The 14,281-nt window shown below is 76.3% G+C and carries 10 protein-coding genes; 6 read left to right on the forward strand and 4 right to left on the reverse strand.

Annotation, left to right across the window (positions count from 1 at the left end; genetic code table 11):
• Window positions 1–149 precede the first annotated feature (149 nt).
• Together JQX11_RS32785 and JQX11_RS27625 are read left to right on the forward strand one after the other, a co-directional pair.
• Complete coding sequence (locus JQX11_RS32785; protein ID WP_307826374.1) at window positions 150–4,424, forward strand: WG repeat-containing protein; 4,275 nt, start codon at window positions 150–152, stop codon at window positions 4,422–4,424.
• A 51-nt stretch (window positions 4,425–4,475) separates the two neighbouring features.
• The gene (locus JQX11_RS27625) at window positions 4,476–5,474 is read left to right on the forward strand and encodes an aldo/keto reductase family protein (RefSeq protein WP_204927854.1); all 999 of its coding nucleotides are present in this window, start codon (window positions 4,476–4,478) and stop codon (window positions 5,472–5,474) included.
• 48 nt (window positions 5,475–5,522) lie between these two features.
• On the opposite strand, the gene JQX11_RS27630 is transcribed toward JQX11_RS27625, so the two are convergent.
• Window positions 5,523–6,320, reverse strand: a complete 798-nt coding sequence (locus JQX11_RS27630) for a site-2 protease family protein (protein WP_204927855.1) — start codon at window positions 6,318–6,320, stop codon at window positions 5,523–5,525.
• Window positions 6,320–6,520, reverse strand: coding sequence for a hypothetical protein (locus JQX11_RS27635; RefSeq protein WP_088644650.1), 201 nt, complete (start codon window positions 6,518–6,520; stop codon window positions 6,320–6,322). Before JQX11_RS27635 ends, JQX11_RS27630 begins: the two co-directional genes overlap by 1 nt.
• Before the next feature lie 168 nt (window positions 6,521–6,688).
• On the opposite strand from JQX11_RS27635, the gene JQX11_RS27640 reads away from it, so the two are divergent.
• From JQX11_RS27640 to JQX11_RS27650, 3 genes are all read left to right on the forward strand, one after another.
• Window positions 6,689–8,653, forward strand: coding sequence for a bifunctional adenosylcobinamide kinase/adenosylcobinamide-phosphate guanylyltransferase (locus JQX11_RS27640; protein WP_204927856.1), 1,965 nt, complete (start codon window positions 6,689–6,691; stop codon window positions 8,651–8,653).
• On the forward strand, window positions 8,643–9,416 hold the full coding sequence (gene cobS / locus JQX11_RS27645) for an adenosylcobinamide-GDP ribazoletransferase (RefSeq protein ID WP_204927857.1): 774 nt from the start codon (window positions 8,643–8,645) through the stop codon (window positions 9,414–9,416). Before JQX11_RS27640 ends, cobS begins: the two co-directional genes overlap by 11 nt.
• Before the next feature lie 65 nt (window positions 9,417–9,481).
• The gene (locus tag JQX11_RS27650; RefSeq protein WP_204927858.1) at window positions 9,482–10,777 is read left to right on the forward strand and encodes a DUF2314 domain-containing protein; all 1,296 of its coding nucleotides are present in this window, start codon (window positions 9,482–9,484) and stop codon (window positions 10,775–10,777) included.
• A gap of 190 nt (window positions 10,778–10,967) precedes the next feature.
• Here the strand turns inward: JQX11_RS27650 and gcvT are convergent, their stop codons facing one another.
• Window positions 10,968–12,098 carry a glycine cleavage system aminomethyltransferase GcvT gene (gene gcvT, locus JQX11_RS27655; RefSeq protein WP_204927859.1) on the reverse strand — a complete coding sequence of 377 codons (1,131 nt, stop codon included), beginning with the start codon at window positions 12,096–12,098 and terminating at the stop codon, window positions 10,968–10,970.
• A 161-nt stretch (window positions 12,099–12,259) separates the two neighbouring features.
• Here gcvT and JQX11_RS27660 point away from each other — a divergent pair, with 161 nt between their 5' ends.
• On the forward strand, window positions 12,260–13,831 hold the full coding sequence (locus tag JQX11_RS27660; RefSeq protein WP_204927860.1) for a leucyl aminopeptidase: 1,572 nt from the start codon (window positions 12,260–12,262) through the stop codon (window positions 13,829–13,831).
• A gap of 77 nt (window positions 13,832–13,908) precedes the next feature.
• Here the strand turns inward: JQX11_RS27660 and JQX11_RS27665 are convergent, their stop codons facing one another.
• The gene (locus JQX11_RS27665) at window positions 13,909–14,238 is read right to left on the reverse strand and encodes a hypothetical protein (RefSeq protein ID WP_204927861.1); all 330 of its coding nucleotides are present in this window, start codon (window positions 14,236–14,238) and stop codon (window positions 13,909–13,911) included.
• Window positions 14,239–14,281 lie beyond the last annotated feature (43 nt).

Here is a 14,281-nt window from a genome sequence, read left to right on the forward strand (position 1 = left end):
CTTCCGCAGCCCCGCCGTGCCGGACGGGGGACTCTACCGGCATCCCGGGGCGCCCTGCACGACAATTTGCAACGAGGTGACACCGCCGTGAGCGAGCGACGCGAGCCGGGCATCGGGCCGCGCCGCACGCGTGGACCCGGAGCCCCCCGGTGACGGGCTGGTCCGACCGTTGGGACGCCCCCGCGGAACCGTCCTGGGTGATCGAGCCGACCAGCGAGTGGCACCCGCAGTTCCCCGGGCAGCGCTATCCCGGCGACCTCGGCTCCCAGTACGCCGACCCCCGGGGGCGGGTCACCGCCACCGGCCGCGCCGAGGTGCCCCCGCTCGCCCCGACCCGCTCCGACGGCACGTACCTCGGCCGGTCCTGGTCCGACCTGGACGACGGGCCGCCCCGCCGGGACGGCCCCGGCGACGAGCGGCACGCCCACGACCCGTACCGCCGGCTGGCCGACGAGACGTACCGGGGGCCCACCGACGAGGCGTACCGGCGGCCGTCGGACGAGCCGGTCTGGCAGCGGGAACGCCGGCAGCCCGCAGCCGAACGGCACGACGACCGGCCGGCCGACCGGGTCAGCTGGTCGGACCGTCGGCGGGGCGGCGCCGAACCGGCACCGACCGGTTGGCACCGCGACCGGGCCGACACCGACCGGTACGACAGTCCGCCCCGGCAGGAGCGCAGCGCCCCCGGGATCACGCCGGTCTCCCCCGGCGGCCCACCCGTGTCCCCCGCGCCCCGCCACGAGCCGCCCCGCGACCATCCCGACCGGTTCACCGGGCCGGACCGGCGGCGCGAACCCGACGAGGGCCCGCCCCGGCGGCGCACCACCAGCGAACGCCCCACCGCCGGGCCCGGTCGCCGGGGCGACGACGAGCCGCTCCACCGCGCCCCCGACCGGTACGACCCGTACCCGGGCGGACCTGCACCGGGCGGGGACCTGCCGGCCCGGTTCCGGGAGGACGACCCGCCCCGTCGGGACGCCGACCGGCGGCCCGCCGCGCACGGGCACGTGGACCGGTGGCAGCGCCCGCTCCACGACACCCCGCCGGTCCGCCCGCGCGACGACACCCCGCCCGGCCGCCCGCCGCGCCACGACGCCCCGGGCACGACGCCGGCCATCCCCGAGGAGCGGTGGCGGCATCCGCGTGGCCACGACGAGCGTCGGCCGGCTCAGCCGTACGAGCCGGCGGCCCGCCAGGTGGCGTACCCCGACCTGCGTCCGCAGGACGAGCCGTACCGCGAGCCGTGGGGTCGTACCGGCACCGGGCCCCGCCCGACACGGGAACCGGACCACGGCCGCGACGGGCGGCCGGCGTACCCCACCCGGCACGAGCCACCCACCCGCCACGAGGACCGTCCGGCGGCCTGGACCGCGCCGGGGCAGCCCGGCGACACCCGTCCCGGCGGCGTCGTGCCGCCCCTCGGCCCACCGCCCGGCCGTCCGGTGTCCGGGGCACCGGTCTCCGGCCTCCCGGTGTCACCGGCTCCGGTGTCGTCGGCTCCGGTGTCGTCGCCACCCGGCACGACCACGGCGGGCCGGCCCGCGACCGGTCCCTGGGGTCCCCGGCCCGGTCCTCCCCCACCGCCGGCCGACGCCCGGCCGGGTGACGCCGATGCACCGGCACCGACGGCCAGCCGGCCGACCGCCCTACCACCGGACGCCCCCGCGTCCCCCACCGAGCTGCCCACCCGCAGGCGTCACGCCGTCGGCCGGCCGCCCATCCCCGCCCCGGACCAGGCCGCCCCGGTCTCCGCGCCGCCGGCCGCCAGGTTGCACGTCGAGTTCCGCCGGCCGTCGGAGAACGCGCCACCGGTCGACCGGCCCGCCGGACACTCCCCGACCGCACCCGGGACCGACCGGCCGACCGACCCGGATGGCTTCCGGCGCTCCTCCGCCGCACCCACCACCGGGACCGAACGGCCGACCGACCCGGGCACCGCCGGACGCCCACCGGCGGCAGCCGCCACCGACCGGCCCGCCCTGGAGATCACCCCCGACCGGCCCCGTCGGTACGTTCCGCCGGCACCGGAGTCCGGCGGCATCGGCCGTCCCGTCAGCACCGCCCCGACCACGTCGGGAGGCTCGACGGCCTGGTTCCGGCCCGGCCGGTCGACCCCCACGCCGGCCACCCCGCCCGACGGCACGACGGCGGCCGGCCGGCCGACGGGCGGTGCCGCGCCGGACCCGGCCACGCCCGGCCGCCCGGCCACGCCCGACGGGGCACCGACCGGTGGCACGGACGTTCCCGTGCCCCGCTCGCCGGCACCCCCGTCGCACCCCACCGACCCGGGCCCGCCCCCACCCACCACCGGCGACCCGGGCCGGTCGACCACCCCGGTCGACGGCCCCGCCGACCCCGCTGTCCGGGCCTCCGCCGCAACCGAGGCGCACCCCGTGCACGGCGGCTCGGCAGACGTCGGAGCCGCCACCCGGCAGCCCGGTACCGGGCATCCCGTCCCGACGACCCCCGACGCCCTGCCCGACGCCCCCGATCCGGTCGACGACACCCGCCGAACCGCCGGGAGTGGTCCTTCCGCGACGCCGGAGTCCACTCCGGTCGCCACCACCGGCCGCGACCCGGCCGGCGACCACGCCGTCCCGGCGGTCGTCCCCGACCGCGCCGCCCCGGTGTCCCCCGCACCCGCCACCGGCAACACCGTCACCGATCCGGTCGACACCGGACCGGACAGCACCGTGCCCGTCGCCACCGGGCCGGACGGCGCCGGGACGGGCGGTGGCGATCCGGCGGCCCCGGTGCCGGTCGGCGACCCGCACGGACCCGCGTCGCCGGACCGGGCCGTCCCGGTGAGCCCGGCCGTGACCGCGCAACGGCCGGCGACCCCGGACCGACCCACCGCCACCGACCCGCTGGCGACCGGGGACCGGGCCGGCACCACGGACCGCCCAACAGGCACCGACCGGACCACCGCCCCGGACCGGACCGCACCCGACGACCAGGCCACCCTCGCGGACCGGCCGGCAGGCGCGGACCGGGCCGGCACCACGGAACAGGGGGCCAACGGGGACCACGTCAGCACCACGCAGCACGGGGACCTGGCCACCGCTGCGGGCCCGAACGCGGGCACCCCGGCGGCCGGGGACGCCGCCGCGACGACCGTCCGGCAGGCCGACCCGGAGCAGGTGCTCGCCGGCTACCGGTGGCGGTTGGACCCGGAGACCCTGCGCGAGGTGGTCGACGACCCGGCGGAGCTACGCGGCATCCGCCGCCGGTTGACCGAGAAGCTCGCCTCGGCCCTGGACAACCGGGCCCGCGCCCGGCTGCTCAGTCTGCGGGCGGTGCTGTCCCGGCTGGTCGACGACCTGGACGACGCGGTGGCCGACGGCCGGCTCGCGCTGACCTACGCGGAGGCGACCGGTGAGCTGCGGCGTACCGCGCTGGCCCGGGCGCGGCTGGCCGAGGCGCTGCGGTGGAAGGGCGAGTTCACCGAGGCCGACCGGCTGTTCACCGAGGCCAACTCGACGGAACTGCCGGACCGGCTGCGCTCGGCGCTGCACGAGCACGCCGGCCGGTCCTGCTACGACCAGGGCCGGTTGATCGAGGCATGTGGACACTTCGAACGGGCCCTGGACCTGTACCGGGCCGAGGACGCGGAGCTGACCGACCGGATCGCGGTGTGCCTGGACGCGGTGCACGCCCGCGCGGCGGCCCGGGGCGGCTTCGGGCCGTACCCGCGTAGTCGGGACGAGGTGCGGCACGGCCGCCGGTCCCCGCGCCCCACCCACGACGGCCGGGGTCGCTGGGGGTACGCCGACACCGACGGTGAGCTGGTCGTCGACTACCGGTACGTCGAGGCGCAGCCGTTCCACGAGCGGATGGCCTGGGTACGCCGCCCCGACCAGGCCGGGTGGGAGCTGATCGACGAGACGGGCGGCACCCTGCTCGGTCCCGCGTACGCCCGGGTGCTGGCCTTCTCCGACGGCCTGGCCTGGGTGTCGCAGGGTGGCGACGCGGACTGGTCGGCGATCGAGCCGGACGGGACGGTGGTGGTGCCGGCGGGGTTCGAGGAGGTCAGGCCGTTCCGGGCCGGGGTGGCGGCGGTGCGCCGGGGCGGCTGGGGGGCGGTGGACCGGCACGGTCGACTGGTCGTCCCGCCGCGTTACCACGGGATCGACACGACGCTGTCCGACGGTCGTCGGCTCGACGGGTTCACCGACGAGGGGCTGGCCGTGGTGGAGCTGGCCGGCCGGCGTGGGGTGCTCGACCGCACCGGTGCCGTGCTGGTCCGGCCGGTGCACCCGGCGCTGGTGGTGCACCCGGTGGCGTTCCTCGTCGGCGACGGGATGAACCACTGGGGAGCGCTGGACCGGCGGGGCGAACCGCTGATCCCCCCGGTGCACCCCGACTGGGACACGGTGGTGGCGGAGATCGACCGGCTGCTCGCCGACGCCCACCCCGTGCTCTGACGCCGGTTGCGCCGGCGGGTGCCCGGCACCGGACGAGGCTAGGGTCGGAGCATGGAATTCCGACACCTTGGCCGCTCGGGCCTCATGGTCAGTGAGATCTCGTACGGCAACTGGATCACCCACGGTTCGCAGGTCGAGGAGGAGGCGGCGCTGGCGTGTGTCCGGGCCGCCCTGGACACCGGCATCACCACCTTCGACACCGCCGACGTCTATGCCGGCACGCGGGCCGAGACGGTGCTCGGCAAGGCGCTGGCCGGGGAGCGCCGGGAGGGGCTGGAGATCTTCACGAAGGTCTTCTGGCCGACCGGTCCCGGCCGCAACGACCGGGGCCTGTCCCGCAAGCACATCATGGAGTCGATCAACGGCTCGCTGCGTCGCCTGCAGACCGACTACGTGGACCTCTACCAGGCCCACCGGTACGACTACAGCACGCCGCTGGAGGAGACGATGGAGGCGTTCGCCGACGTCGTGCACGCCGGCAAGGCGCACTACATCGGCGTCTCGGAGTGGAAGGCGTCACAGCTGCGTGAGGCGCACGCCCTCGCCCGGGAGCTGCGCATCCCGCTGGTGTCCAACCAGCCGCAGTACTCGATGCTGTGGCGGGTCATCGAGGCCGAGGTGGTGCCCGCCAGCGAGGAGCTGGGCATCTCGCAGATCGTCTGGTCGCCGATGGCGCAGGGCGTGCTGTCCGGCAAGTACCTGCCGGGCCAGCCGCCGCCCGCCGGTTCCCGCGCCACCGACGAGAAGTCCGGGGCGAACTTCATCGCCCAGTGGCTCAATGACGAGGTGCTGACCCGGGTGCAGCAGCTCAAGCCGCTCGCCGAGCAGGCGGGGCTGACCATGCCGCAGCTCGCCGTCGCCTGGGTGTTGCAGAACCCCAACGTCGCCTCGGCGATCATCGGCGCGTCCCGCCCGGACCAGGTGCACGACAACGTCAAGGCCGCCGGGGTGACCCTGGAGGCCGACCTGCTCAAGGCCATCGACGACATCGTCGCCCCGGTCACCGAGCGCGACCCGGGCAAGACGGAGAGCCCGGCCAAGCGGCCCTGACCGGCACCGGCCGCACCCCACCCCCGGTCGGTTCGGGGTGGGGTGCGGTCAGCTCTGCCAGAAGCGGATCAGGGACAACGCGGTGCCGTAGAGCCACGGCGGCAGCCCCAGCAGGTCGCTGAGCCAGAACACGGCGCTGAAGAACCAGCCGCCGATGCGCGGGTTCCACAGCAGCGCGAACAGCAGGATGAACCCGAACGGCGCGAAGATGTCGTACATCCGGCGGTACTGCGGGCTCAGCCACGGCTGGATCATGTTGCCGCCGTCCAGGCCGGGCACCGGCAGCAGGTTCAGCACGCTCGCGGTGAGCTGGAGGAACCCCAGCAGCGCCACCCCGGCCCAGAACTCGACCGGGCCGCCCGCGTCGAGGCCCACCCGCAGCACCACCACCAGCAGCAGGGTGAACAGCACGTTGGTGGCCGGGCCGGCGAGGCTGACCAGGGTGTGCCGCAGCCGGCCGGGGATGGCGTGCCGGTCCACCCAGACCGCCCCGCCGGGCAGGCCGATGCCGCCGAGCAGCACCACCACCACCGGCAGCACGATCGACAGCAGCGGGTGGGTGTACTTCAGCGGGTTCAACGTCAGGTAGCCCCGGTGGGCGATGTCCCGGTCGCCGGCCCGGTAGGCGACCACGGCGTGCGCGTACTCGTGCAGGCACAGCGAGACCAGCCAGCCGGAGACGACGAAGAGGAACACGTCGAACCGGACGTTGCCCACCCCGTTCCAGGTGAGCACGCCACTGGTGACGAAGAGCGCGACCAGGGCGAGGAAGACCGGGCTGGGCCGGAACGCCGCCCGGGGCACACCGAGCACCAGCGGCTCGCCCCCCGGGCGGTCGCCCGCCATCACTCCGCCGTCGGCAGCAGGCTCATCCGGTAGTCGACCCGGTCGTCCTCGACGAGCGTGACCGCGGTGACGCCGGACGACGCGAGCTCCCGCCAGGTCTGCCCGATCCAGGACTCGGCGTCCGCCTGGCTGCTGAACGTCTCCGCCGGCCCGTCGACCGCTGCGCCGTCCGTGCCCTCGTACCGCCAGCTCCACGCCATGCCGCGTCTCCCCTCGCCGCTCAACCGTCCCCGGGGGACGGACCCCCGCAAGCGTAGTCGGCCGGCACCGCCACGCACCGCACGCACGTCCCCGCACCCGGGTTCCGCCCAGCGTGACGGGTCCGGGCCGGCGGGCGGGGCCGGGTCGGGCGGCTTTAAGGTACGGGCATGTCGGTTGAGGGGTGGAACACGGTCCTGGTGCTCGGCGGTATCCGTTCGGGCAAGTCGGAGTTCGCCGAGTCCCTGGTGGCCGACGCGCCCACGGTGCGCTATGTGGCGACCTCGGCCGCCGCCGACCCGGACGACACCGAGTGGGCCGCCCGGCTGGCCGCCCACCGGGCCCGCCGGCCGGGTAGCTGGACCACCGAGGAGACCGCCGAGGACCCGCGCCGGCTGGCCGACGTGCTCGCCTCGGCCGGGCCGAACGAGACGCTGCTCGTGGACGACCTGGGCGGTTGGGTGACCGTGCTGCTCGACCCGGCCCACCAACCGGCCGACGACGTCGCCACCATCACCGAACTGGCCGACGCCGTACGCGCCAGCGAGGCACGGATCGTGCTGGTCAGCCCGGAGGTGGGGCTGTCGTTGGTGCCGACCACCCCGCTGGGGCGGGCGTTCGCCGACGCGCTGGGCGCCGCCAACCGGGCCGTCGCGGACGCCTGCGACGCGGTCGCGCTGGTGGTCGCCGGCCAGCCGGCCTGGCTGAAGCCGTCGGCACCGGTCCCGCCGGCCGGCGTACCCACCCGGGCCGCCGCCCCGGCAGACGGGCTGGACGGCAGCGCCCCGGCCGCCGTCGCCACGGTCCCGGCCGACGGGCCGCTGCCGGAGGTGCTCACCCCCACCGTGCCGCCGGCCCCGCAGACCCCGGCCGGCACGACCTGGACCACGCCGACCATGGCGCTGCCGGTGGTCGCCACCGGGCTGGTCATCCAGCCCGGCATGGAACTGCCGATGCCCGACGAGTACGCCGGCCCGCAGGCGGTGCAGCGCCTCGGCACCCTGGACCTGCCGGGGGCCGGGCTGGGTGTGCTGGAACGGGTGGTCGAGTTCGCCGCCGCCACCCAGGGCACCTCCACCCCGACGCCGTGGACGGACGTCCGGGTGCTGCTGCTGCACGGCGACCACGCCGGTGGCGTGGCGGCCGGGGCACCGGTCGGGGAGTCGACCCGGCTGGCCCGGCAGGCCCGCGCCGGCCGGGGGGCGCTGGCCCGGCTGGCCGCCGAGAACGGGGCCGGCCTGCAGGTGGTGGACGCCCCGCCGGCCGCGCCGATCGAGCACGGGCCGGCGCTGGACGCCGACACCGTCGAGTCGGCGCTGCGCTACGGCTGGCGGTTGGCCGAGGAGGCCGCCGAGGCGGGCGTACGGCTGCTGGTGCTGGGGGCGTGCGGCGCGGGCGCGGAGGCCGCCGCCGCGGCGGTGCTGGTCGCGACGGCCGGCGCGGAGGCCCCGACGGTGCTCGGCCGGGTGCACACCGCCGACGGCGAGATCGACGACGCGGCCTGGATGGTGCGGTGCGCGACGGTCCGCGACGCGCTGCACCGCACCCGCCGCTCCCCCCGCGACGCCAAGGACATCCTGGCCGAGCTGGGCGGCGGTGACGTGGCGGTGGCCTGCGGCGTGCTGCTCGGGGCGACCGCCCGCCGGGTGCCGGTGCTGCTCGACGGGCCGGTCGGGCTGGCCGCCGGCATGGTCGCCCGGGATCTGGCCGGTCAGGCCCGGCACTGGTGCCTGCTGGTCGACCACGGCGGTCACCCGGCGGTGCGGCTCGCCGCCGACGTGCTCGGCCTCACCCCGCTGCTGGACCTGCGGCTCGACCTGGGCGAGGGGGCGAACGCGCTGGCCGCCCTGCCGCTGCTGCGCTCGGTGCTGGCGCTGGCCGGGTCGCTGCCGGTGCACCCGCACCACGGCGGCCCCGACGACGAGGCCACCGGTGCCGCCGCGACCACCCCCGACGCCGAGCCGGAGCCCGCCGCGCCGGAACCCTCAGCGCCGGGGGCCGCCGGGGACGAGGCGGCGCAGCCCGACGTCATCCCGGAGTTCGCCGAGCCGACGCCGGCCGGTCCGGGGCCGACCACCACCGCACCCACCGACACCGGGCCGGAGCCCGACCCGTCCGGCCGGCGTGCCGGCTGAGTCGGGGCGCGGCGACGGGCTCCGGCTGGCGCTGACCACCCTCACCACCGTCCCGGTCCGGGCCGGCCGGATCGACCGGGCGACGGCGGGTACCGCGATGGCGCTCGCTCCCCTGGTCGGGCTGCTGCTCGGGGTGGTGCTGGGCGCGCTGCTGCTCGGTCTGGCCGCGCTCGCCCCGCCCCTGGTGGCCGCCGGGGTGACCGTCGCGGCGGCGGCCCTGCTCACCCGGGGGCTGCACCTGGACGGGCTGGCCGACACCGTGGACGCGCTGGGTTCCTACCGGCGGGGCACGGCCGCACTGGAGATCATGAAGAAGCCGGACGTCGGCCCGTTCGGCGTGGTCGCGCTGGTGGTCGTCCTGCTGCTGCAGACCGCGACGCTGGCCGAGCTGGCCGGACGGTCCTGGCCGGCGGTGCTCGCGGCGGTGCTGGCCGGTACCGCCGCCGGCCGGCTCGGGGTGACCCTGGCCTGCCGCCGGGGGGTGCCGGCCGCCCGCCCCGACGGGCTGGGCGCGCTGGTCGCCGGGACGGTCGCGCCGGTCGCGCCGGTCGTCGGCGCGGTCGCCGTCGCGCTGGTGGCGGTGCCGGCCGTGCCGGGCCGGCCGTGGCAGGGGCCGCTGGCCGTGCTCGCCGCGCTCGCCGTCGCCACCGGCCTGCTGCGCCATCTGGTACGCCGGCTCGGCGGCATCACCGGCGACGTGCTGGGGGCCGTCGTGGAGGTGGTGACCACGCTGGTCTACCTGGGCTTGGTGCTGTCCGGCTGAGGACGACGCGGCGCGCCGGGTAGCGTTTGCCCCGACAGCACCGGCACGGCCTTCCGGGGGACGACTTGCTCATCACGGACGACTTCCTGCCCGTACCGGTCCCGGAGTCGCTCAGCGCGACCTACCTGGTACCGGTGGCGGGGTTGCCACCGGTGAGCCCGAAAACGGCGGTACGGGGTCTCGCCGGCCGCCTCGCCGACCCGGTGTACGGCCTGGCCACGCAGATGCTGGACAGTCCGCTGATGTCGGTGGACACCCGGTCGATCGACGAGTTCCCGCAACTGCCGCCGGACCTGCTCACCGCGTTCGGCGCGACCGAGGCCCAGCTGAGCCGGCTCGCCGCCGCCAGTCACCTGGTGGTGGTGCAGGCCGAGTACCGGCCGGGTTGGCCACCGGCGCACGAGTGGGCGGCCCGCGCGGTGGCCGCCGCGGTGGCCGAGTCCGTCGGCGGTGACGTGGTGGACGTGTTCGGGTTGCAGTTCCTCGACCCGGCGACGGCGTTGAAGTCGCTGCCGGACGCGCAGGGCCGCATCCGGCTGGTCGACTGGGTGCTCGTGCCGTACTCCTCGGACACCGAGGGGCTGTGGTTCACCACCAAGGGGCTGCGCCGCTTCGGGCTGCTGGAGTTGCAGACCCAGGGGGTGCCCGACCATCTCACCCGGGCCTGGGGCGCGGTGCTGACCGGTGCCGCCCGCCGGCTGCTGCGGGACTGGACCGACGGGCTGGCCGGCGAGGAGGTGCCGGCGTTCGTGCAGCTACCGGTGCTGGCCACGGTGACCGGGCACGACATCGCGGTGGCGTACGGCAATCCGGAGCAGCACGGCGCGACGGCCCCGGTGCTGTTGCGGTTGGAGCTGGACCCGGCGACCGACCCGGACGCCGACTCGTTCCTGAGCCTGCGCCCGCCGCCCGGTCATCCCGGCCCGGACGGCCGCTACTTCGCGGCGGCCTGCGCGACCCTGTTCTCCGGCATCGAGCCGGACGTCCGGTACGCCCGGTCCGGCGACGCGATGAGCCGGGCCGTCGCCACCGCCCGCGCCGGGCTGGACGACATCCGGGCCCGGTTCCTCGCCGACGGGCTGCCGCCGGAGGCGCAACTGGTGGTCAAGTACGGCCTGCCCGGCGACGACGGCCCCGAGTACGTGTGGGCCGGGGTCAGCTCGTGGGACGCCCCGGAGCGGATCGTCGGGGCCAGCGCCAGCGACGCCAACACCGACCCCAGCGTGCGGATCGGTTCCCCGGTCGTGGTGGCGGTCACCGAGGTCGTCGACTGGGCGGTCCTGGACGGCACCGGTGTCATCGAGGGCGGCTGGACCCAGGCCGTCCTCGACGCCGGCGAACGCCCCCACCCCACCCACTGACCCCGCCCTCGGGCACTCCCGGGCACTCCCCCACCCCCGGGCACTCACCCACCCCGGGGCACTCACCCACCCCGGTGATCAAGAGGTTTGCGTCAGAAATCCAGGGGCGGGATGACGCAAACTTCTTGATCACCCGGGCGAACCAAGCCGGGGCGAACCGGAGGGCCGGGCCGGGGCGACGGGGGTGGGGTCAGCGGACGGAGGGGGTGACGAAGGGGGGACGGGTGACCCGCATCTGGGCGCGGCGGCCCCGGATGTCGACCTCGACGAGGTCGCCGTCGGCGAGTTTCGGGGTGGTGTCCAGCAGGGCGAGGGCGATGCCCTGCTTGCGGGTGGGGCTGAAGGTGCCGCTGGTGACCGTGCCGACCGGGGCGTCACCGGCGTACACGGTCATTCCGGCACGTGGGATGGCCCGGTCGACGGCCTCCAGGCCGCGCAGCGTCCGGCGGGGGCCGGCGGCCTTCTCGGCGCGCAGGGCGTCGCGGCCCCAGAAGGCCGGCTTGTCCCAGCCCACGGCCCAGCCGGAGCGCCCCTGCACGGGGGTGATGTCCAGGGAGAGGTCCTGCCCGTGCAGCGGGTAGCCCATCTCGGTGCGCAGGGTGTCCCGGGCGCCCAGCCCGCAGGCCCGCAGCTCGACCCGCTCCCCGGCGGCGAACAACGCGTCCCAGACGGCGACGGCGTGGTCGGCCGGCACCACCAGCTCGTAGCCCAGCTCACCGGTGTAGCCGGTACGGCAGACGGTCAGTTCGGCCCCGGCCAGCGTCGCCGGGGAGAAGCTCATGTACTCGTGCCCGGTGGGCAGGTCCAACGCGTCGAGCAGTTCGGCCGAGCGGGGGCCCTGCACGGCCAGCACGGCGTACCGGTCGTGCTCGTCGCTGACCTCGACGTCGGCCGGGGCGGCGGCGCGCAGCCGGCGGACCACCTCGGCGGTGTTCGCCGCGTTGGGGATGAGGAAGACGTGGTCGTCGGCGTACCGGTAGGCGATGATGTCGTCGACCACCCCGCCGGTGGCGTCGTCGCAGCACAGCGTGTACTGCGCCCGGCCCGCCCCGATCCGGTCCAGGTCGTTGGTCAGGCAGGAGTTGACGAACCGGGCGGCGCCGGGGCCGGTGACCCGCGCCTTGCCCAGGTGCGAGACGTCGAAGACCCCGACCGCCGTGCGGACCGCCGCGTGTTCCCTGAGCACGCCGCCGCCCGCGTACTCCAGGGGCATCTCCCAGCCCCCGAAGGGGGCGAACTTGGCACCGAGCGCGGTGTGTCGCGCGTGCAGCGGGGAACGGCGCAGCCGGGTCGCGGCGGCGTCGGAGGTCACGTCCGTCATGGGTGGCAACTTACCGCCGGGTGTCCCGCTGGTTAGCATCGGCGGGACCCGTCGGCACTTCGGCGGGACGCACCCGCGCTCCGGCGGGTAGGTTGCCGCCGGAGACCATCACCGCCGGTACGCGACGCCGCGGCCGGCCCGGCCCGCCCGGAGTAGCTTCAGTGACATCGTCCAGCACCACCCTCAGCCTGGTCGACACCGACCCCGCCGAGCTCGCGGTCGACGCGATCGTGATCGGCGTGCACAGCCAGACCACCGGCCCGGACGCCACGAGCGGTCCCGCCGGCACCCTGCTGCTCGCCGACGGCGCGGAGAGCATCGCCGCCGCCTTCGACGGCAAGCTGACCGCGACGCTGACCCTGCTCGGCGCGACCGGTGGCCCCGGTGAGGTGATCAAGGTGGCCACGCTGGGCACGGTCACCGCCCCGCTGGTCGTGGCGGTCGGGTTGGGTCCGGAGCCGACCGGTGCCGCCCCCGCCCCGGAGACCCTGCGCCGGGCCGCCGGCGCGGCGGTCCGGGCGCTGGCCGGGGCACCCCGGGTGGCGCTGAGCCTGCCGCTGCCCGACGACGCCGACGCCCCGGCCGCGCTGCGCGCGGTGGCCGAGGGGGCGCTGCTCGGCGGCTACCGGTTCGCCGGTTACAAGACCAAGCCGCAGCCGTCCCGGCGGGAGCCGGTGGCCGAGGTGCTGATCGCCGTGCCGGACGCCGCCGACGCGACCGCGCGGGCCGAGGTCGACCGGGCCACCGCCGTGGCCGGCGCGGTGCGTACCAGCCGCGACTGGGTCAACACCGCGCCGAACGAGCTGCGTCCGCCGGCCTTCGCCGAGGCCGTCGCCACCGCCGCCCGGGCCGCCGGGCTCGACGTCGAGGTGCTCGACGAGGAGCAGCTGCGGGCCGGCGGGTACGGCGGGATCACCGCCGTCGGGCAGGGCTCGGAGGCCCCGCCGCGGCTGGTCAAGCTGACCTGGACCCCCCAGGGCCAGACGAACGGCAAGCGGGTGGCGCTGGTCGGCAAGGGCATCACCTTCGACACCGGCGGCATCTCGATCAAGCCGGCACAGGGCATGTGGGAGATGAAGTCCGACATGGCCGGCGCGGCGGCGGTCGGCGCGGCGATGCTGGCGATCGCGGCGCTCAAGCCGGCCGTGGCGGTGACCGGTTACCTGCCGATGGCGGAGAACATGCCGTCGGGCACCAGCTACCGGCCGGGTGACGTGGTCACCATGTTCAACGGCAAGCGGGTCGAGGTGCTCAACACCGACGCCGAGGGCCGGATGATCCTCGGCGACGCGATGGCCCGCGCCTGCGCCGACGGCACCGACTACCTGTTCGAGACGTCCACCCTCACCGGCGGGCAGGTGATCGCGCTGGGCAAGCGGATCTCCGGGGTGATGGGCACCCCCGAGCTGTGCGAGCGGGTGAAGGTGGCCGGTGACACGGTCGGCGAGCCGGCCTGGCCGATGCCGCTGCCGGACGACGTCCGCAAGGGCATGGATTCCGACGTCGCGGACATCTCGCAGGTCAACGCGGGCATGGACCGGGCCGGCCACATGTTGCAGGGCGGGGTGTTCCTGCGCGAGTTCGTCACCGACGACGTGGCCTGGGCGCACATCGACATCGCCGGTCCCGGCTACCACTCGGGGGAGCCGACCGGCTACTGGACCAAGGGCGGCACGGGCGTGCCGGTGCGTACCCTGGTGCAGCTGGTCGAGGACGTCGCCGCCAACGGCTGACGGATTCGCGACACGACGACGGGACGCCTGCGGGCGTCCCGTCCGTGTTTCCCGGGTCGTCGGGCCCGGGGTCGCCGTCAGTACCGCTCGGGGCGGCGCTTGCGGCGTTCGTTGTAGTCGCGCATCCGCTGCGGGTAGCCCATCAACCGGACGTCGTAGATCGGGATGCCCAGGGCATGGGCGAAACGACGGGCGGCGTCCGGGCCGTCGATGCGTCGCCGGGTCCACTCGCCGTCGTCGGCGATCATGATGACGGTGGTGTCGGTCATCGTGGTCCGGGGTTCGACGAACGCCTCGACCCCCCGGCGGGTGCGGGCGAAGTTGGCCAGGTGATCCAGGTCGGCCCGGTCGGCCGGCCGGTCACGGTTGGCCGGGGTCGGCGGTTTGCGTCGCCGGAACAGCGCCACCGGGCACTCCTCTCCCCCGTCCGTCGTCGGGAACCGGTGCCAA

Origin of the sequence: Micromonospora humida, from assembly GCF_016901255.1 — a bacterium.
Taxonomy (GTDB): domain Bacteria; phylum Actinomycetota; class Actinomycetes; order Mycobacteriales; family Micromonosporaceae; genus Micromonospora; species Micromonospora wenchangensis.

Coding starts and splice junctions, on each gene's coding strand:
- JQX11_RS27625 (WP_204927854.1), top strand. CDS start 4,476: ATGGAATTCCGACACCTTGGCCGCTCGGGCCTCATGGTCAGTGAGATC.
- JQX11_RS27630 (WP_204927855.1), bottom strand. CDS start 6,320: ATGGCGGGCGACCGCCCGGGGGGCGAGCCGCTGGTGCTCGGTGTGCCC.
- JQX11_RS27635 (WP_088644650.1), bottom strand. CDS start 6,520: ATGGCGTGGAGCTGGCGGTACGAGGGCACGGACGGCGCAGCGGTCGAC.
- JQX11_RS27640 (WP_204927856.1), top strand. CDS start 6,689: ATGTCGGTTGAGGGGTGGAACACGGTCCTGGTGCTCGGCGGTATCCGT.
- gcvT (WP_204927859.1), bottom strand. CDS start 12,098: ATGACGGACGTGACCTCCGACGCCGCCGCGACCCGGCTGCGCCGTTCC.